We start from the raw sequence: 18,190 nt of genomic DNA, 5'->3' as shown, positions 1-18,190 counted from the left end.
CGCGCGGCGGGGGCGTGTGCGGGGCTTTGGGAGATGCGCCGGCCCGAGGGGCGCGGCGCCCTGCGTCGGCCGGAGGGCGTCGAGTGTCCGAGACGCGCCGCGCGGCCAGGGGCACGACCGGCGTGTCTCGGACACTCGACCTCGGGGAAACGCCGAGGAGGCGCAGCGGTCAGCGACGCACTGCGGGCACCGGCGCGTCGCGGCGGGCGGCGGCCTCGAGGCGCTCGCGGCGAGCATGACGGGCGTGCTGCAGCACGCTCACCGTCACGATGATCGCGAGCAGCGCGTACAGCACGATGGTCAGCGGCGAGGCGACGAGGATCGTGGGGTCGCCCTCCGACACGGCGAGCGCCCGGCGCAGCTGCGTCTCGGCCATGGGTCCGAGGATCGCGGCGATGAGCACCGGAGCGAGCGGGATCGAGAAGCGCCGCATGACGAACCCGACGACGCCGATCGCCAGCGCGAGCCACAGGTCGACCACGCGCGAGGCGATCGCGTAGATGCCGAGCATCGCGACGACGGTGATGCCCGCGTACAGGTAGTGGCGCGGGATGAGCAGGAGCTTGGCCCAGACCGCCGCGAACGGCAGGTTGATGATCAGCAGGATGATCAGGCCCAGGAACAGGCTCGCCAGCAGCGGCCAGACGAGATCGCCGGAGCGTTCGAACAGCAGCGGGCCCGGCTGCATCCCGTACTGCTGGAACGCGGCGATCATCATCGCCGCCGTGGCCGAGGTGGGGAGGCCGAGTCCGAGCAGCGCGCCCATCGCGGAGCCGGCGGTGGCGTTGCCGGCAGCCTCGGGGGCGGCGACGCCCTGAATCGCTCCGCGCGAGCCGAAATCGGTGTCACCGCGGCGGCGGGCCAGGCGCTTCTCGGTGCCGTAGGCCAGGAACGTCGGTACCTCCGACCCGCCGACCGGGATCGCCCCGAACGGGACGCCGAACGCCGTGCCCCGCAGGAACGCGGGCAGGGCCTGACGCCATTCGCTCCGTGACAGCAGCGGCGAGCCGCTGGGTGTGACGAGCTTGCCCGGTCCGCCCGCGCGGCGGATGTGCGACGACACGTGCAGCACCTCGCCGATGGCGAGCAGACCGACCGTGATCACGATGATCGAGATCCCGTCGAAGAACACAGGGCTGCCGCCGGTGAAGCGTTCGGCTCCCGTCATCCCGTCGATACCGACCAGCGCCAGGGCGAAGCCGAGCCCCAGGGCGACGAGACCGCGCACGATCGAGTCGGCCACGACGGCCGAGATCGCCACGAACGCGAAGACGGCGAGCGCGAAGTACTCCGCGGGGCCGAAGACCTTGGCGAGTTCGACGATGTACGGGGCGAAGAACACCACCAGCACGCACGCGATCGTGCCGCCGATGAAGGCGCCGATGGCCGACGTGCCGAGCGCCTTCGCCGCCCTGCCGCTCTTGGCCATCCGATGACCCTCGAACGTCGTCGCGATCGCCGAGGAGTTGCCGGGGGTGTTGAGCAGGATGCCGGCGGTCGAGTCTCCGAAGAGCCCCCCGAAGTAGATGCTCGCGAACATGATGAACGCGCCGGTGGGGTCGAGGCTGAAGGTGACCGGCAGCAGCAGCGCGACCGCCATGGCCGAGCCGAGGCCCGGGAGCACGCCCACGGCGGTGCCGAGCACGGCGCCGATGACGAGGAAGAGCAGGTTCTGCGGCGTGAAGGCGACCGCGAATCCATCGGCGAGGTTGATCAGCTGATCCACGGCGAGAGTCCTTCCAGGATGCCGGCGGGAAGCGACAGGCCCAGGCCCGCGCCGAACGCGAGCTGGACGAGAGACGACACGATCACCGAAACGCCGATGTCGAGAAGGGGCCGGCGACTGCCGAACGCCCACGAGAGCACCCAGAACAGGGCCGCGGCCGAGAGGAGCCAGCCGAGCACCGGCAGCACCACGATGAACGCGGCCAGGCTGACGACGGTGATCCCGAGGGTCCGCCAGTCGACGCGCGCCGGCGCCGACGACGAGGCGACGTCTTCGGGTGAGACGACACGGATCTCGCCGGTCTCGTCGATCGCGCCGAGGTCCTCGAGCATCTCGTTCGAGATCTCGACGGGGTCGTCGGCGACGTGGGAGCGACGGGTCGTGCGGAGCACCTCAACGAGCAGGCCGACACCGGCGAGCCAGAGGAAACCGCTGACGAGCATCGGGAAGAACTGGGGACCGGGGACGGCGACGTCGGCGGGCACCTGCATGGTGACCGTGCCGTGGGTCATGAACCCGGCGAGGACGAAGACTCCCGCGACGACCACCAGCTCGCTGCGGCCGGTGTACCAGCGGGGCGTGCGCTGCACGCGCAGCGATCCCGTGGTGAGGGTGGACGGTTCGGTCACAGACCCAGCTCCTTCATGATCGCGGTCGTGCGTTCGGTCTCTTCCGCCAGGTATGCGGCGAACTCGTCGCCGACGAGGAAGCTGTCGACCCAGCTGTTGCGGGCGAGCACCTCTTGCCAGGCGTCGGTCTCGCGCATCTCGGATGCCATGGCCACCAGTTCCGCGTGCACCTCGTCGTCGATGCCGGGAGGCGCCACGAGCCCGCGCCAGTTCGACATGGCGACATCGACCCCCTGCTCGCGGAAGGTGGGCACGTCGACGTCGTCGAGCGGCTCCTCGGCCGACAGCGCGAGGGCGCGGAGATTGCCCGACTCGATCTGGTCGCGGAACTCGTTGTACCCCGAGAGCCCCGCCTGCGTGGTGTGCGACAGCAGCGAGGTGACGACCTCGCCGCCGCCGGGGTACGCGAGGTAGTTCACGCGCTGCGGATCGACGCCGCCCTGCTGGGCCAGCATTCCGGCGAGCAGGTGGTCGATGCCGCCGAGCGACCCGCCCGCGATGGCGGTGCCCTCGGGGTCGGCGAGGAACGCGGCCATGAAGTCGTCGAGGGTCTGGAAGGGCGAGTCGCCGGGCACGACGAGCACGTTGAAGTCGTCGGCGAGGCGCGCGATGGGCCGCACGTCCTCGAGGCTCACGGGCGAGCGGTTGACGATCACGCCGCCCACCATCACGCCGCCGGTGACGAGCATGATGTCGTGCCGATCGCCCATCTCGGCGACCGCGCCGAGGCCGATGGTGCCGGCGGCTCCCGGGATGTTCATCACCTGCACGGCGCCGGCGATGCCCTCTTCGCGCATGACCTGCTGGGCCTCGCGGCCGAAGGTGTCCCACCCGCCGCCGGGGGCGGCCGGGGCCACGATGGTGAGCTTCGTGCGGGGGTTCGCCACCCCGCCGCTCGCGGCCGCGCTCAGACCCGCCGTCACGAACAGGGCGGCGGCGGCGACGCCCACGATCGCTCCGGTGATCCGCTTTCGCGCTGATGACTGCATCGTCGCCCTCCCGGGACATCGTCGTTGCCGGATGAGAAGCTAGGTTGACAGCGCCGTCCCCCCTGCGGCGCCGTGCGAAGGCATTGCGCTCTTAGATGCTCACGATTCGCACTCACCCGCGATGCGCACGAGGAGGTGCCCATGTCGACCGCCCCCCTCGACCGCGCGGCCGACCGTGCGCCGGTGCGCGTGCGCCTCGCCGTGCTGCTCGCCCTGCAGTGCACCGTCGTCCTGGTGTGCGTGCTCGCCACGACCCTCGTCGCCATGTCGACGCAGGAGCGCAGCATCCGCACCGCGACCGAGGAGCGCGTGCTCGACGTCGCTCGGAGCCTCGCCGAGCTCGATCAGGTGCGGCGCGCCGTGCTGCTCGACGCCGACGCCGCCACCGCAGAGCTCCAGCCCCTCGCCGACGTCGTCGCCGCGGCATCCGGGGTGGATTACGTCGTGGTGACCGATGCCCGCGGCATCCGTCTCACCCACCCCAACCCGGCGGAGCGCGGGCGCAGCGTGTCGACGGATGCGACGGCGGTGCTGGCCGGCGAGACGTTCCTCGGCACCGAGACCGGCACGATCGGCCCGAGCCTGCGCGCCAAGGTGCCCGTGCGGGCCGGTGATGCGGAGACGGGGGCGGTCATCGGCACGGCCTCGGTCGGCGTGCTGGAGTCCGAGATCGCGGGCAGCTACGAGGAAGCCGTCGGCGGGTTGCTGCCCTGGGTCGCCGGATCGATCGTGCTCGGCGTCGTGCTGAGCGGTCTGCTGACGGCGGCACTGCGTCGACGCGTGCGACGACTCGAAGCCGACGCGCGCGAACTTGAGACCCAGCGCCGCATCTCGGGCGCCCTGCGCGACCAGACGCACGAGTTCCACACGCGGCTGCACGTCATCCGCGGGCTCGTCGCCGAGGGCGAGACCGGCGACGCGCTGACCTACATCGGAGGGCTGGCGCCCGTGGCGTCCGGTCTCTCGATCGACGACCCGGCGCTGCGCGCCCTGCTCGACGGGCTGGCGGCCGAGCACCGGGGCCTGCGGGTCGATCCGGCGAGCCTCGTGCCGCGCGGAGTCGTCGACGACGACGCGCTGAGCGTCATCGGCAACCTCGTGCGAAACGCCGCCGAAGCGGCCGGCCCCGGCGGACACGTCGACGTGCTCGTGCTCGCCGGCGACGAACGGCTCACGATCGATGTCGCCGACGACGGCCCCGGCGTGCCGCCCGCCGACGTCGCCCGCATCTTCGACCGCGGCGTCAGTTCGAAGGCTGCCTCGGGCCGCGGCGTCGGCCTCGACCTCGTGCGCCGCATCGCGGGAGCGCGCGGCGGTTCGATCACCGTCGGCGCGGCGGCCGCGGGCGGGGCGCGCTTCACGGTGGAGCTGCCGCACGCGGGGGTGCGGGCATGACCCCGGATGCCGCGATCCGCACCGTGATCGTCGACGACGACCCCGCGGTGGTGCGGCTGCACACCGCCTATCTCGAGTCGCTGCCCGGGTTCCGGCTCGTCGGGACGGCGCGGACGGGGGCCGCGGGGGCGGCGCTGGCGACGGGCACCGACGTCGAGCTCGTGCTGCTCGACATGAACCTGCCCGACTTCAGCGGGGTCGAGGTGCTGCACCGACTGCGGCTCGTGCGGGAGTGGAACGTCGACGTGCTCGTCATCAGTTCGGCCCGTGACACCCTGACGATCCGGCAGGCTGCGGCCGCCCACGTCGTGGGGTATCTCGCGAAGCCCTTCACGCGCGAGGCCTTCGTGCGCCGGCTCGAGGAGTACCGCCGCGGTCGCGCCGCCCGCCCCGCCGAGGTGCCGGTGAGCATGGGGCAGGGCGACATCGACCGGCTGGTGGGTCCGGCGACCGCTCCGGTGCGTGCGGTGTCGGCATCCGAGCCCCTCCTCCCCAAGGGCCTCGCAGAATCGACCCTGCACACCATCCGCGCGGCGCTGCACCCGGTGACCCCGGCGAGCGCCCGCGACGTCGCCGCCGCGTCGGGCGCCTCGCGTGCGACCGTGCGCCGGTACCTCGACGCCCTCGTGGCTCGCGGCGAGGTCGATGTCTCGCACCGCTTCGGCGCGCGCGGGCGACCCGAGGTGCTGTACCGGCTGGCGGCGCGCTGACGCGGGGGTTCGAGTGCGCGGCGCGACCGGAGCTCGGCGCCGCGCGCGGTGTCAGCCCGCCCGCGGCGGCGCGGTCGTGCCACGCGCGACCAGGCGCGTCGGCAGCTGGATGTGCGTCTCGGGCAGTTCCTCGCCGGCGAGCAGGGCCAGCACCATCCGCACCGCCTCGGCGCCGAGGCGCTTCATCGGCTGGCGCACGGTCGTGAGCGCCGGTTGGGCGCGGGCGGCCTCGGGCACGTCGTCGAACCCGACGACCGAGAGGTCTTCGGGCACCCGCAGCCCGCGGTCGGCGGCGACGTCGATGATCGACAGGGCCGACAGGTCGTTCGCAGCGAACACCGCGGTGGGCGGGTCGTCGAGCGACAGCATGGCCTCGGCCGCTTCGCGCGCGACGTCTTGGGCGTAGCGCCCCACGCCGACGAGGGCGGGATCGAAGGGGATGCCGGCCGCCGACAGCCCCGCGCGGTACCCCGACGCGCGGGCGACCGCCGAACGCAGATCCGGGCGCCCCGCGATGAAGCCGATGCGGCGGTGGCCGAGCTGCACGAGGTAGTGCACCGCCTGCTGCGCACCGGTGAAGCTGTCGGATTCGACGGTCGGTACGACCCCGCGGCCGGTGTGCGGGTCGATCGCGACGATCGGCACCTCGCTCGCGACGGTGACGATGGTCGGCGTGACGATGATCGCGGCGTCGATGAGCGTGCCGCTCAGACGGCTGAGCGAGCGGCGCTCCCACCCCTCACCGTCGCGGCGCGCGCCGGTGTAGGCGAGCAGGTCGTATCCGGTGTCGGACAGGGCCCCGCCGACGCCCTTGAGGATCTCGGCCGAGAAGGGCTCGATGTCGGCGACGAGCACGCCGATGACCCCCGTGCGGCGCGAGCGCATGCTGCTCGCGACGAGGCTCGATTCGTAGCCGAGGGTCTTCACGGCGTCCAGTACCCGGCTCACCGTCGTGGGCGAAACCCCGTAGCGGCCGTTCACGGCTTTCGACACCGTGGCGACCGAGACGCCGGCCGCCGCAGCGACGTCGTGGATGGTCGGGCGCCTCGTCATGGCATCCGACCCTAGCGTGGAAATCATTTTCGAAAACGTTTGACGACCCTTCCGCGCGGGGCGACACTGCTCAGACCCGGGGCGCAGCAACACCCCGGGAAACGGCAACGCTGCCCATGACAACCGACGCCTCCTCACGGACGCACCTCGACGAAGAGAAACGGGAATCACATGAACACGCGCAAGATCCTCGCCGGAGCGGCCCTCGCCGTCGCCGGCACCCTGGCCCTCGGCGGCTGCGCCGGCGGCGGCGGCGCAGAGAACGCCGACGGCTCGGTCACCCTGACCCTGTGGCACAACTCCACCACGGGCGACGGGAAGCAGTACTGGGAAGACACCGCCAGCGCCTTCGAGGCAGCCAACCCCGGCGTCACGGTCGAGATCCAGGCCGTGCAGAACGAGGAGATGGACGGAAAGCTCCAGACCGCCCTCAACTCCGGCGACGCCCCCGACCTGTTCATGGCCCGCGGCGGCGGCAAGCTCGCCGACATCGTCACAGCGGGTCAGGCGATGGACCTCACCGACAAGATCTCGGCGGAGGCCAAGACCGCCCTCGGCACCTCGCTCGACGCCTTCGAGGTCGACGGCAAGAACTACGGCATGCCCGTCGCCGTGCTCCCCTCGGGCATCTTCACCGCGCAGGACCTGCTGAGCGCGGCCGGCGTCACCGAGGCCCCGGCCACGATCGAGGACCTCGAGGCCGCCGACGCGAAGATCCGCGCCACCGGCGTCGCCCCCATCGCGGTCGGTGCGAAGGACGCCTGGCCCGCCGCGCACTGGTACTACAACTTCGCCCTGCGCGCCTGCGCCAAGGACGTGCTCGACGAGGCCGCGCAGAGCCGGAGCTTCGACGACCCGTGCTGGCTCGAAGCCGGCGAGAACCTGCAGTCGTTCCTGCAGACGCAGCCGTTCAACGACGGCTTCCTCACCACCGCCGCCCAGCAGGGCGCGGGATCTTCGGCGGGCCTGCTCGCCAACCACCAGGCCGCCATGGAGCTCATGGGCGCGTGGAACCCCGGCGTGATCGCCTCGCTGACCCCCGACGAGAAGCCGCTCGCCGACCTCGGCTGGTTCCCGTTCCCCGAGGTCGCCGGTGGCGACGGTGAGCCCGGCGCGATCATGGGCGGCGTCGACGGATACTCGTGCTGGGTCAACGCTCCCGCGCAGTGCACCGACTTCCTGAACTTCCTCGTCAACAAGGAGAACCAGGAGAGCTACGCCGACGCCTTCCAGACCATCCCCGCCTCGAGCGAGGCCACGGAGGCCGTCACCACCCCCGCCCTGCAGTCGGCGCTCCAGGCCTACACCGACGCCCCGTACGTCTCGGTCTGGCTCGACACCCTGTACGGCCAGAACGTCGGCAACGCGCTGAACGTCGCGGTGGTCGACCTGTTCGCCGGCAAGGGCAGCCCGCAGGGCATCGTCGACGCCGTCAACGCCGCGGCCTCGCGCTGAGGACGACGGCTATGACCACCCAGCTCGCCACCTCGGCGACCGACGCCGGGTCTCGCCGCCCGGCCGGGGAGGGCGCTCACCGCGTCCCCTCGGCCGGGCGGCCGCCCGCGCGGCGCCGACTCGAGAATTGGCGCATCCGCGGCGAACTCGCGATCCTCCTGGGCCCCGCCCTCGTGGTCTTCGTGTCGTTCGTCATCCTGCCCGTGGCCCTGGCCGCCTATTACGGCTTCTACAAATGGTCGGGCTTCGGCACCCCCGTCGACTTCGTCGGCATCCGGAACTACGTCACGATCCTCACCGACCCCGCCTTCCACGAGGCGCTGGGTCACAACGCGTTCATCGTCGTCGGCTCGCTGGTGCTGCAGGGACCGCTCGCGCTCGGTCTGGCCCTGCTGCTGAACCGCAAGATGCGCGGCCAGTCGCTCATCCGCGTGCTGATCTTCGTCCCCTACGTCATCTCCGAGGTCGTCGTCGGCCTCGGGTGGGGCCTCATGCTGCAGTCGGGCGGCGCGCTCAACGGGGCGCTGGACAGGATCGGCCTCGGCGCCCTGCGCGCCGACTGGATCTCGGATCCGGCGCTCGCGATCTGGACGCTGCTCATCATCATCACGTGGAAGTACATCGGCTTCGCGGTGATCCTCTTCCTCGCCGGCCTCCAGGGCATTCCCGAGGAGCTCAGCGAGGCCGCCGCCATCGACGGCGCCTCGTACTGGCAGATCCAGCGCTACATCGTGCTGCCCCTCATGGGCCCGACCATCCGCATCTGGGCGTTCCTGTCGATCATCGGCTCGCTGCAGCTGTTCGACCTCGTCTGGATCATCTGGGGCCAGTACGTCGCCTCGACAGCGGGCACCTCGACCATGGCCACGTACATGGTCGCCAACGGCCGCAACGCCGGCAGCTTCGGGTACGGCAGCGCCGTGGCCGTGGTGATGTTCCTCATCTCGCTCGCGGTCGCCCTCATCTACCAGCGCTTCGTGCTCCGTCGTGACACGGCCGGCGCCCTCACCGGAGGCACCAAGTGACCGCCACCGCCACCCTCGTCACCCCGCGCGGAAGCAGGACCCCGCGTCGAGCCCCCGTCGGATCGAGCCGCGGCACCTCGGTGATCGTCGGGTTCGTCGCCCTGCTGCTGATCGGCATGATGCTCGCGCCCGTGGTGTTCATCATTCTGGGCGGGTTCCGCTCGAACGCCGAGATCACGGTCGACCCCTCGGGCTTTCCCACCCGATGGAACTGGGAGAACTACTCCGACGTCCTCACCAGCGGCATCTTCTGGGGGCAGGTCGGCAACTCCGCCATCGCCGCGATCGCGACGACGCTGTTCGTCGTGGCCCTCGGCCTGATGGCGGCCTACGCCCTCGCCCGTTACCGCTTCCGCGGGCGCGGGGCCGTCTACGCCCTGTTCACCGCCGGGCTCATGTTCCCGATGACCGTCGCCATCACGCCCCTGTACATCCTGGTGCGCAACCTCGGCCTGATGAACTCCCTCGCGGGCGTCATCGTGCCGCAGATCGCCTTCGCGCTGCCGTTGACGATCATCATCCTGTCGCCGTTCCTCGCCGCGATCCCCGCCGAACTGCAGGAGGCCTCCTCGATCGACGGCCTCGGCCGCCTGGGCTTCTTCTGGCGCATGGTGCTGCCGCTCGCGGTCCCCGCGGTGGTGACGGTCGGCATCCTGGCGTTCGTCAACAGCTGGAACTCGTACATGCTTCCGCTGTTCATCCTCAACAACGAGGCCGCGTACACGTTGCCCCTCGGCACGCAGGCCTTCGCCTCGCAGTACTCCGTCGACACCGCGCGCGTGCTCGCGTTCACCTCGCTGTCGATGATCCCCGCTCTGCTGTTCTTCAGCGTGTTCGAGCGACGGATCGTCGGCGGTCTCACCGGCGCCGTGAAGGGCTGACCCCGCCATGACCATCCACAACACCGACGTCGGCGCTGCCCTGGCGGCGGGCTTCTCGCCCCGGGTGCAGGCTCTCGTGGCCGACATGACCCTCGACGAGAAGCTCGCACAGCTCGTGGGCTACTGGGTAGACCAGGGCGACGAGGTCGTCGCCCCCCTCTCGGGCGAGAAGGTCACCTCGGCCGCGTACACCGACGCCACCGTGCACGGCCTCGGCCACCTCACCCGCGTGTACGGCACCCGGCCGGTCGATCCGATCGAACGCGCCGCCTGGTTGTGGGGCGAGCAGCGGCGACTGAGAACCGAGACGCGCCTGGGCATTCCCGCCCTGGTGCACGAGGAGTGCCTGACGGGCTTCGCGGCCTGGCAGGCGGCGACCTTCCCGACCCCGCTCGCCTGGGGCGCGTCGTTCGATCCGGATGCCGTGGAGCTCATGGCATCCGCCATCGGTCGCTCGATGCGCGAACTCGGGGTGCACCAGGGCCTCGCGCCCGTGCTCGACGTGGTGCGCGACGCCCGCTGGGGCCGCGTCGACGAGTGCATCGCCGAAGACCCCTACGTCGTCGGCACGATCGGCACCGCGTACGTCCGGGGCCTGCAGGGCGCCGGCGTGCACGCGACGCTGAAGCACTTCGTCGGCTACTCCGCCTCGCGCGCCGGTCGCAATCACGCGCCCGTGCACGCCGGTCAGCGCGAGCTGCAGGACGTCTTCCTTCCGCCGTTCGAGATGGCCGTGCGCGACGGCGGGGTGCGCTCGGTGATGAACTCGTACACCGAGATCGACGGGGTCCCCGTCGCCTCGTCGCCCGAGCTGCTGACCGACCTGCTGCGCCGTCGATGGGGTTTCGACGGCACCGTCGTCTCGGACTACTTCGCGGTCGAGTTCCTGCGCTCGATGCACGGTGTCGCCGGGTCGCTCGGCGAGGCGGCGCAGCTGGCGTTGGAGGCGGGGATCGACGTCGAGCTCCCCGGGCCCGACGCATATCCGCACCTGGCCGAGCGGGTGGCATCCGGCGCCCTGCCCGAGGCCGTGATCGACCGCGCCGTCGCCCGCGTGCTCGCCGAGAAAGAAGACCTCGGGCTGTTGGATGCCGACTTCGACGACGTTCCGACCGCGGTAGACCTCGACGACACCGAGCACCGGGCGCTGGCCCGCCGCATCGCCGAGGAATCGGTCGTGCTGCTGCGCAACGACGGCGTGCTGCCGCTCGCCACCCCCGGTCGCATCGCCCTGATCGGGCCGAACGCCGACAGCGCCGAGGCTCTGATGGGCTGCTACTCGTTCGCGAACCACGTGCTCGCGCATCACCCGGGCTTCGCGATGGGGTTCGAGATCCCCACCGTGCGCGAGGCCGTGGCCGCGCGCTTCGGCGAGGTCGCGTACGCCGAGGGCTGCGCGGTCGAGGGCTCCGACACCTCGGGCTTCGACGCCGCCGCCGAGATCGCACGCGGCGCCGACGTTGCGATCGTCGTGGTCGGCGACCGCGCCGGGCTCTTCGGCCGCGGCACGGTCGGCGAGGGCAACGACGCCGACTCGCTCGAGCTCCCCGGCGTGCAGCGGCAGCTCGTCGACGCCGTCGTCGCCACCGGCACCCCGGTCGTGCTCGTGCTGCTGACCGGCCGCCCGTATGCGATCGGGTGGGCGCTCGACACCGTCGACGGCCCCGCCGCGGTGCTGCAGGCGTTCTTCCCGGGCGAAGAGGGCGGCCCCGCGCTCGCCTCGCTCCTGTCGGGGGATGCCACTCCGTCGGGGCGCCTGCCCGTCTCGCTCCCCCGCTCGGCGGGCTCCCAGCCCTACTCGTACCTGCACCCGATCCTCGGCGGCCCCTCGGGCGTGACGAGCACCGATCCGACGCCCGTGCGGCCGTTCGGTTTCGGGCTGTCGTACACGTCGTTCGAGCGCGACGAGCTGCGGGTCGATACGGCACCGGCCGGGGTCACGGCATCCGGGACCGCCGCCGAGGTGCGCGCGGGCGACGCGTTCCGCATCAGCGCTCGGGTGACGAACACCGGGCGGGTGCGGGGGGCCGACGTCGTGCAGGTGTATGCGCATCGCGCCGTGGCCAGCGTCACCCGCCCCGTCGCGCAGCTCGTGGCGTACGCCCGCGTGGAGCTCGAACCCGGCGAGAGCGCCGAAGTGCGCTTCACCGTTCCCGCCTCGCGGCTGGCCTACAGCGACCGGGCGCTGCGCCGAGTGGTCGAGCCCGGCGAGGTCGAGCTGCGGCTGGGCCCGTCGTGCGCCGCGTTCGACGCCGTCGCCCCGCTGCGCATCACCGGCCCGACGTACGAGCTGAGCGTCGACGACCCCCGCGTGGTCGACGTGGAGGTGCGCCGGGGCTGAGGGCGGCGCGGCGCCCTGGATTGGTGTGGGGGCGTTGAGTGTCCAGGACACGCCGCGTGACGAGGGGCGCGAGCGGCGTGTTTTGGACACCCGACAGGGGGGCGGCGGGGTCACGCGAGCCCGCGGGGTGTCGGGGCGGCGGGGGCTTGCGAGCCCGTTGAGTGTCCAGGACACGCCGCGCGACGAGGGGCACGAGCGGCGTGTCTCGGACACTCAGCAGGGGGGGCGGGGGCTCGCGAGCCCGCCGGGTGTCGGGGCGGCGGGGGGCGCACAAGCCCGTCGAGTGTCCAGGACACGCCGCGTGACGAGGGGCGCGAGCGGCATGTCTTGGACACTCAACAGGGGGCGGCGGGGGCTCGCGAGCCCGCCGAGTGTCGGAGGCGGCGGGGTGACGCGAGCCCGCAGAGCGTCGGGGGCGGCGCGGTCGCACCAGCCCGTTGAGTGTCCAGGACACGCCGCGTGACGAGGGGCGCGAGCGGCGTGTCTTGGACACTCAACGAAAAGAGGGAGGCACGCGACGCGAGCGGAGCGACGCGCGGCGGCGAGCGGGCCGCGCATCCGCGTTAGCGTTGACCCACGCCGCCGACGCCGCGAGAGGACCGGATGACCCTGCACGACGAGACCCCTCCCCCGGCCGCGGACGCGCTCGCCACCGCCCCGACGCACCCCGACACGGTCGTGGGCAACCCGGCCTCACGGGTCCACCCCGATCGCGACGACGCCCGCGCCGACCCGTGGTCGATCGATCTGGAGCGCATCCAGTTCTCGCCGTACTTCTCGCGCCTCTCGGCCGTGACGCAGGTGGTGTCACCGTCGATCGGTGGCGCCCCCGTGCACAACCGCCTCACGCACACGCTCAAGGTCAGCGCGATCGCCCGCGTGGTGGCCCTGCAGCTGAACACCCGGTCGCGCCGAGCGGGCGAGGGCGACGTCTGCAACGCCACGGTCGTCGAGGCCGCGGCCTACGCGCACGACCTCGGGCACCCGCCGTTCGGGCACCTCGGCGAGTCGACGCTCGACCGCCTCGCCCGCACCGAGCTCGGCCTCGCCGACGGCTTCGAGGGCAACGCGCAGACCTATCGCATCCTCACCGCCCTCGACGTCGTCGAGAACGCGCCCCGCGGACTCAACCTCACGGCCGCGGTGCGTTCCGCCTCGGCGAAGTACCCCTGGGCGCCGACGGTCGACGCCGCCGACATCGAGCGGATCGGCCCGCCCCGCGGCATCCGTCGCTCCTCCGACGGCGCGTACCGCGTGCACAAGTACTCGGCCTACGACCTCGATCTCGACGACCTCGTCGAAGCGCGTCGGGGAGTGGATGCCGAGCCCCTGCGCCAGAGCATCGAGGGCGCCGTGATGGACCTGGCCGACGACATCGCGTACTCGGTGCACGACGTCGACGACTTCTACCGCGCGGGGATCCTCGACCATGCCCCCATCGCGGCGGAGTTCCGCGGCTGGCTCGACGACGTGCTCGAGTGGCGCTCCCGCGACGACGCCGAGGTGCGCGCCGAGCTCGCCTCCGGTGCGGGACTGGAGCGGCTGCGCCGCAAGATGCGCCGTGACGACCCGTGGATCGCCGACGATGAAGCCTTCCTCGCCGCGGTCAGCGACGTGGATGCCGAGATGGTCACCGACCTGCTCGCCCGCCCGTTCGACGGCTCGTTGACGGCCGAGCGGCGCCTGGCCTCGTTCACCGACCGGTGGATCCGCCGGTTCCAGGAGTCGGCGCAGCTGCGCCCGCTCGACACACCGCGGGCCGGTCCCGTCGTGCTGTCGCCGTGGGCCTGGCACCACGTCGAGGTGCTGAAGTTCGTGCACAAGCGGTTCGTGCTCAGCCGACCCGACCTGGCGATCCAGCAGCGGGGGATGAGCCGCATCCTCGCCCGCTCGGTGCGCGCCCTCGGCGAGTGGCTCGACGACGACCTCGACCGCGCGCGCACGCCGCGGCGCCTGCGCGAGCTCATCGCCCTCGCGCACGAGCAGTACGCGCAGCTCCCCGCCGATCGCCGCCCCTCGGATGCCGATGCCGAGACGCTCGCGCGCTCCCGCGGAATCGTCGACTACGTGGCATCCCTCACCGATTCGCAGGCATTCGCGCTGTCGGAGGCGATCTCGGGGCGAGCGGATCGGCTGTGGGCACTGGGGCAGCGACTGTGACGCCCCGGCGCCGACGGGCCGGCGGCGCCCCGCTCAGGGAATGAGACGCGCCGCGCGGTACCGCTCGAAGAGCCGCGTGAAGGAGTCCCGCGTGCGGTGATGCTCGGTGAAGCCCGCGAGACGACTCTTCGACATGTCGGTCATCACCTCGATGTCACGCCCCAGATCGGCATCGGTGTGCCACCACGAGGCGACCCGCGTGAGGTCGGACTCGATCAGGCCGTGCTGCTCCACGATCTCGGCCCACAGGGGTGCCGCGTCAGCCATCTGCTGCTCGAAGGGGCGGGGAGCGGTGTCGAAGCCTTCGGCCTCGACTCCGAGGTCGGCGGCGATCCGCGGCCACATCCAGCGCCAGCGGAACACGTCGCCGTTCGCCGTGTTGAACGCCTCGTCCGCGCCCTCGGGATGGGTGGCCGCCCACACCATCTGATTCGCCAACAGATCCGCATCGGTCACGTCGGTCAGGCCGTTCCACTGCGTCTCGCTGCCGGGGAAGATGAACGGTCGACCGGTGTGGCGACTGATCGCGGCCGCGACGGCGATCGTGAGGCCCATGTTCATCGCGTTGCCGACCGCGTGCCCCAACACGGTGTGCGAGCGGTGCACCGACCAGGTGAATCCTTGACGATGCGCGGCCGCGAAGACCTCGTCTTCTTGCGCGTAGTAGAAGTTGTCGACGTCGAGGCGCGGCTCGTCCTCGTGGAACGGGGTGTCGGGCATGTCCCCCTGGCCGTAGGCCTCGAAGGGGCCGAGGTAGTGCTTCAACCCGGTCATCAGCGCGACGTGGCGTACCGGGGCGTCGGTGAGCGCCGCGAGCAGGTCGCGCACCATTCCCCCGTTGACGGCGATGTTCTCGGCCTCGGTGTCCTGCCGCGACCACGCGGTGAAGAACACGTGCGTGACCGGAACGCCTCGCAGCGCGTCGGTCAGCGCGGTCGGCGAGCGCAGATCGGCGGACCGCCACGTCACTCCCGTTCGCGCCGCTCCGGGCCGACGCGACAGTGCCGTCACCTCCCAGCCGTCGTCGACCAGACGGTCGAGGAGGGCGCTCCCGGCGATACCGGTGGCGCCGACGACGAGGGCGTGTGAGGAGTCTGTCAAAACGGGGGTTCCCATCGGGTTGAGGTGAACCGGGGGAAACCACCGGCAGAGGGCCGGTATTCCGCGTTCGGCGGCGGGGATCATCCGACGGGGGTTTCGAATGCCGGGTCGCGCACGCGAACATGGACGGATGAAGTCCGCTCACCCGAGCGCCGGCGACCCCTGGCCTCACGACATGGTCGTCTCGATCGAGGACCGGCCGCATTCCGCGTGGGAGATGCTGTGGGTCCGCGAGGCTTATGGGCTCGCGCCTTCCGGGGACCTCCCTCCCCCCTTGATCGATCCGCCCGCACCCGCGACACGCTCGCTGGGTCGGACGGAACGCGCGCGCTGGGAGGCAGCCTGGTCCTCGCTGTGGACGCCGGTCATCGAGCACGCGGGGCAGCCCACCGACACCCCGGCCATGGATCGCCTCCTCCGCCAAGACCTGTCGGCCGATGAGCGCGCGACTCTCCTCGCGGAAGTCACCGGTCCGTCCTGGAGCGACGAGTTCGGCCACGAGGTGTTCCACGACCCGTCGTACCGCGACGCGGAGGAGCGTTCTCTCGAGGCCTGGCGCACGACTCGCCCCCGTCGGCTCGACGATCTCCCGGAGAGGCGCGATGTCGTCGCCCTCGCCCCTGCGTGGCGCAGAGGCCTCATCAGGGTCGTCGTGATCCCCTGCCGCGGCTCTTACGTCCGCACCCTCGGCCCGGCCGGGCTGCTCGTCACCACCGAGGTTCGCGACGACTCCGCCACGTATCGCGAAGCCCTGTCGTCCTTCGCTCCACGCTGAGCAGCGCCCTTTCACGCGGCACGGGATGCCAGGGCGTCTACGTGCGGAAGTGGGCGAGCGCGGTGTCGCCGAAGCGCACGACGCCGGACGCGAGACGGACGGCGGCACGCGTAGTCACCTCGCGCACGCCGCCCCGGCCCCGCCGCTCATGGTCCTTCGCGGTAGCGGCGTGTCAGCCCTCGGCCGCCGCGGCGACGCGTCCACCGAGCCCATCCGCCGCGGAAGGCAGAGACCGCCGACATCCCCCTTACAAGATGTCGACGGTCCCAGGTCTACTCTGCCGCACGCAACGCTGCGACGACGTCGTAACGTTCGCGAATCTGCGGCCGGTGATCGGCGTCGACAGCGCGCGTCGTCGCGACCGCCCAATCCACCGGTCCGCCCGCGAGCACACCCGCGGCCTGTCGCGCCGCACCGAGCGCAACGTACTCCCCCGCCGCCGGCACCACGATCTCGGCGTCGAAGACCTGCGCAGCGATCCGCGCGACACCCTCGTTCGCGGCCGCGCCGCCGATGAGCAGGATGCGCCGCACATCAACGCCCTGCGCCTGGATGGCCTCGAGCCCCACGGCCAGACCGCTCAGCATGCCCTCGATCGCGGCGCGCGCGAAGTTCGCGCGGTTCGTGGATGCCAGGGTCAGCCCCGTCAGCGACGCCTGCGCCCGCGGAAGGTTGGGGGTGCGCTCCCCCTCGAACCACGGCACGAGCACGACGCCCTCGGCGCCCGGCGCTGCCTCGAGGGCGAGGGCTCCGAGCTCGTCGTGCGTCACACCGAGCAGCCCCGCGAAGGCGTCGAGCACCCGGGCAGCGTTCAGCGTCGCCACCAGGGGCAGGAACTTGCCGGTGGCGTCCGCGAATCCGGCGACGGTGCCCGTGGTGTCGCGCGTGGGTGCGTCGGCGACGGCGAAGACGGTGCCCGAGGTACCGAGAGAGACGACGACGTCGCCGACCCCCGCACCCAGGCCCAGCGCTGCGCCGGCGTTGTCACCGGCGCCGGGGCCGACGAGGGCGCCGCCCGAGAGGGTTCCGGCGCTCTCCCACGGGCCGAGCACGCGCGGCAGCACGGCATCGTGCCCCAGGGCGCGGCGGAACAGCTCGAGGTCGTACCCGCCGGCGCCCCAGTACGCGGTGCCCGAGGCGTCGGAGCGGTCGGTGACGAGCTCGTCGAGCACAGCGTTGCCGGGACCGAAGCCCCGCAGACGCCAGGTGAGCCAGTCGTGCGGCAGCGCCACGGCGGCGACGCGCGCGGCGTTGTCGGGCTCGGCATCCCGCAGCCATCGCAGTTTCGTCCCGGTGAACGAGGCGACCGGCACCACGCCCGTGCGTTCGGCGTACGCGTCGGCACCGACCTCGTCGATGAGGTCGCGTGCCGCCTGAGCCGAGCGGGTGTCGTTCCACAGCAGGGCGTCGCGCACGACGCGACCCTCGGCATCGAGGGCGACCATTCCGTGCTGCTGCCCGGCGATCGAGACCGCGGCGACGTCGTCGAGACCGCCGGCCTGGGCGATGGCATCCTGGAGCGCGCTCCACCATGCCTCGGGATCGACCGCGGTGCCGGAGGGATGCGACGCGCGCCCCTCGCGCACCACGCGTCCGGTCTCGGCGTCGACGACGACGACCTTGCACGACTGCGTCGACGAATCGACTCCCATGACGAGCGCCATGCTCACCCTCTCTGCCGTCCGCGCCGTCATCGGCGCGGGTTGTTCGTGTGGTGTTCTCGTCGAGTGTCCACGACACCCGGATGTGCCCGGAGGGCGTCCGGGTGTCCCTCGACACGCGACGCGGATGCCGCGAGGTGTAGCTGAGTGTCCAGGAAACGCCGCGTCCGCTCGGTCCGGAACGGCGTGTCCTGGACATTCAACGGGGTGATGACGCGGCGGTTGGGCGGGCCGGACGGGCGGCGCCGCCGCCGGGCGGGGCAGCCGGGCGGGCAGGCCTCCCCTGGTC

14 protein-coding genes are annotated in these 18,190 nt (G+C 72.0%); 8 read left to right on the top strand and 6 right to left on the bottom strand.

The genetic code is table 11. From position 1 onward, the window contains the following. Positions 1-169: 169 nt before the first annotated feature. From IFU40_RS14920 to IFU40_RS14910, 3 genes are read right to left on the bottom strand one after another with little or no spacing between them, the layout of a single operon-like run. Positions 170-1,726, bottom strand: coding sequence for a tripartite tricarboxylate transporter permease (locus IFU40_RS14920; protein ID WP_191926818.1), 1,557 nt, complete (start codon positions 1,724-1,726; stop codon positions 170-172). After that, positions 1,714-2,355 carry a tripartite tricarboxylate transporter TctB family protein gene (locus IFU40_RS14915; protein WP_070409295.1) on the bottom strand — a complete coding sequence of 214 codons (642 nt, stop codon included), beginning with the start codon at positions 2,353-2,355 and terminating at the stop codon, positions 1,714-1,716. The genes IFU40_RS14920 and IFU40_RS14915 overlap by 13 nt, the downstream gene beginning before the upstream one ends. Beyond that, the gene (locus tag IFU40_RS14910) at positions 2,352-3,344 is read right to left on the bottom strand and encodes a Bug family tripartite tricarboxylate transporter substrate binding protein (protein ID WP_191926817.1); all 993 of its coding nucleotides are present in this window, start codon (positions 3,342-3,344) and stop codon (positions 2,352-2,354) included. Before IFU40_RS14910 ends, IFU40_RS14915 begins: the two co-directional genes overlap by 4 nt. A gap of 141 nt (positions 3,345-3,485) precedes the next feature. On the opposite strand from IFU40_RS14910, the gene IFU40_RS14905 reads away from it, so the two are divergent. Further along, positions 3,486-4,739 carry an ATP-binding protein gene (locus tag IFU40_RS14905; RefSeq protein WP_191926816.1) on the top strand — a complete coding sequence of 418 codons (1,254 nt, stop codon included), beginning with the start codon at positions 3,486-3,488 and terminating at the stop codon, positions 4,737-4,739. Continuing rightward, positions 4,736-5,449 carry a response regulator gene (locus tag IFU40_RS14900; RefSeq protein ID WP_191926815.1) on the top strand — a complete coding sequence of 238 codons (714 nt, stop codon included), beginning with the start codon at positions 4,736-4,738 and terminating at the stop codon, positions 5,447-5,449. The genes IFU40_RS14905 and IFU40_RS14900 overlap by 4 nt, the downstream gene beginning before the upstream one ends. Before the next feature lie 51 nt (positions 5,450-5,500). Here IFU40_RS14900 and IFU40_RS14895 read toward each other — a convergent pair whose 3' ends face one another. Then, complete coding sequence (locus IFU40_RS14895; RefSeq protein ID WP_055839293.1) at positions 5,501-6,502, bottom strand: LacI family DNA-binding transcriptional regulator; 1,002 nt, start codon at positions 6,500-6,502, stop codon at positions 5,501-5,503. Between the two features lie 171 nt (positions 6,503-6,673). Between IFU40_RS14895 and IFU40_RS14890 the strand changes: the two genes are divergently transcribed. The 5 genes from IFU40_RS14890 to IFU40_RS14870 all read left to right on the top strand — a co-directional run bounded on the left by IFU40_RS14890 (position 6,674) and on the right by IFU40_RS14870 (position 14,364). Beyond that, positions 6,674-7,957, top strand: a complete 1,284-nt coding sequence (locus IFU40_RS14890) for an extracellular solute-binding protein (RefSeq protein WP_055839296.1) — start codon at positions 6,674-6,676, stop codon at positions 7,955-7,957. An 11-nt stretch (positions 7,958-7,968) separates the two neighbouring features. Then, positions 7,969-8,982: a carbohydrate ABC transporter permease gene (locus tag IFU40_RS14885; RefSeq protein WP_055839300.1), complete on the top strand. Its 1,014-nt coding sequence runs from the start codon at positions 7,969-7,971 to the stop codon at positions 8,980-8,982. After that, complete coding sequence (locus IFU40_RS14880; RefSeq protein ID WP_055839302.1) at positions 8,979-9,863, top strand: carbohydrate ABC transporter permease; 885 nt, start codon at positions 8,979-8,981, stop codon at positions 9,861-9,863. The genes IFU40_RS14885 and IFU40_RS14880 overlap by 4 nt, the downstream gene beginning before the upstream one ends. Before the next feature lie 7 nt (positions 9,864-9,870). Continuing rightward, positions 9,871-12,204 (top strand): beta-xylosidase/alpha-l-arabinosidase, encoded by a 2,334-nt coding sequence (locus IFU40_RS14875; RefSeq protein ID WP_191926814.1) that lies wholly within the window; start codon positions 9,871-9,873, stop codon positions 12,202-12,204. A 603-nt stretch (positions 12,205-12,807) separates the two neighbouring features. Beyond that, on the top strand, positions 12,808-14,364 hold the full coding sequence (locus tag IFU40_RS14870; protein WP_191926813.1) for a deoxyguanosinetriphosphate triphosphohydrolase family protein: 1,557 nt from the start codon (positions 12,808-12,810) through the stop codon (positions 14,362-14,364). 33 nt (positions 14,365-14,397) lie between these two features. Here the strand turns inward: IFU40_RS14870 and IFU40_RS14865 are convergent, their stop codons facing one another. Beyond that, a complete protein-coding gene (locus IFU40_RS14865; RefSeq protein WP_055839311.1) occupies positions 14,398-15,480 on the bottom strand; it encodes an SDR family oxidoreductase in 1,083 nt (360 codons plus the stop codon). Positions 15,481-15,739: 259 nt separating this feature from the next. On the opposite strand from IFU40_RS14865, the gene IFU40_RS14860 reads away from it, so the two are divergent. After that, positions 15,740-16,240 (top strand): hypothetical protein, encoded by a 501-nt coding sequence (locus IFU40_RS14860; protein WP_206754877.1) that lies wholly within the window; start codon positions 15,740-15,742, stop codon positions 16,238-16,240. Between the two features lie 272 nt (positions 16,241-16,512). Here IFU40_RS14860 and xylB read toward each other — a convergent pair whose 3' ends face one another. Then, positions 16,513-17,904 (bottom strand): xylulokinase, encoded by a 1,392-nt coding sequence (xylB, locus tag IFU40_RS14855; protein WP_191926811.1) that lies wholly within the window; start codon positions 17,902-17,904, stop codon positions 16,513-16,515. Positions 17,905-18,190: the final 286 nt, after the last annotated feature.

The organism is Microbacterium sp. CFBP 13617, from assembly GCF_014839445.1.
Lineage (GTDB): Bacteria > Actinomycetota > Actinomycetes > Actinomycetales > Microbacteriaceae > Microbacterium.
This window is presented reverse-complemented; position numbering and strand designations above follow the sequence as displayed.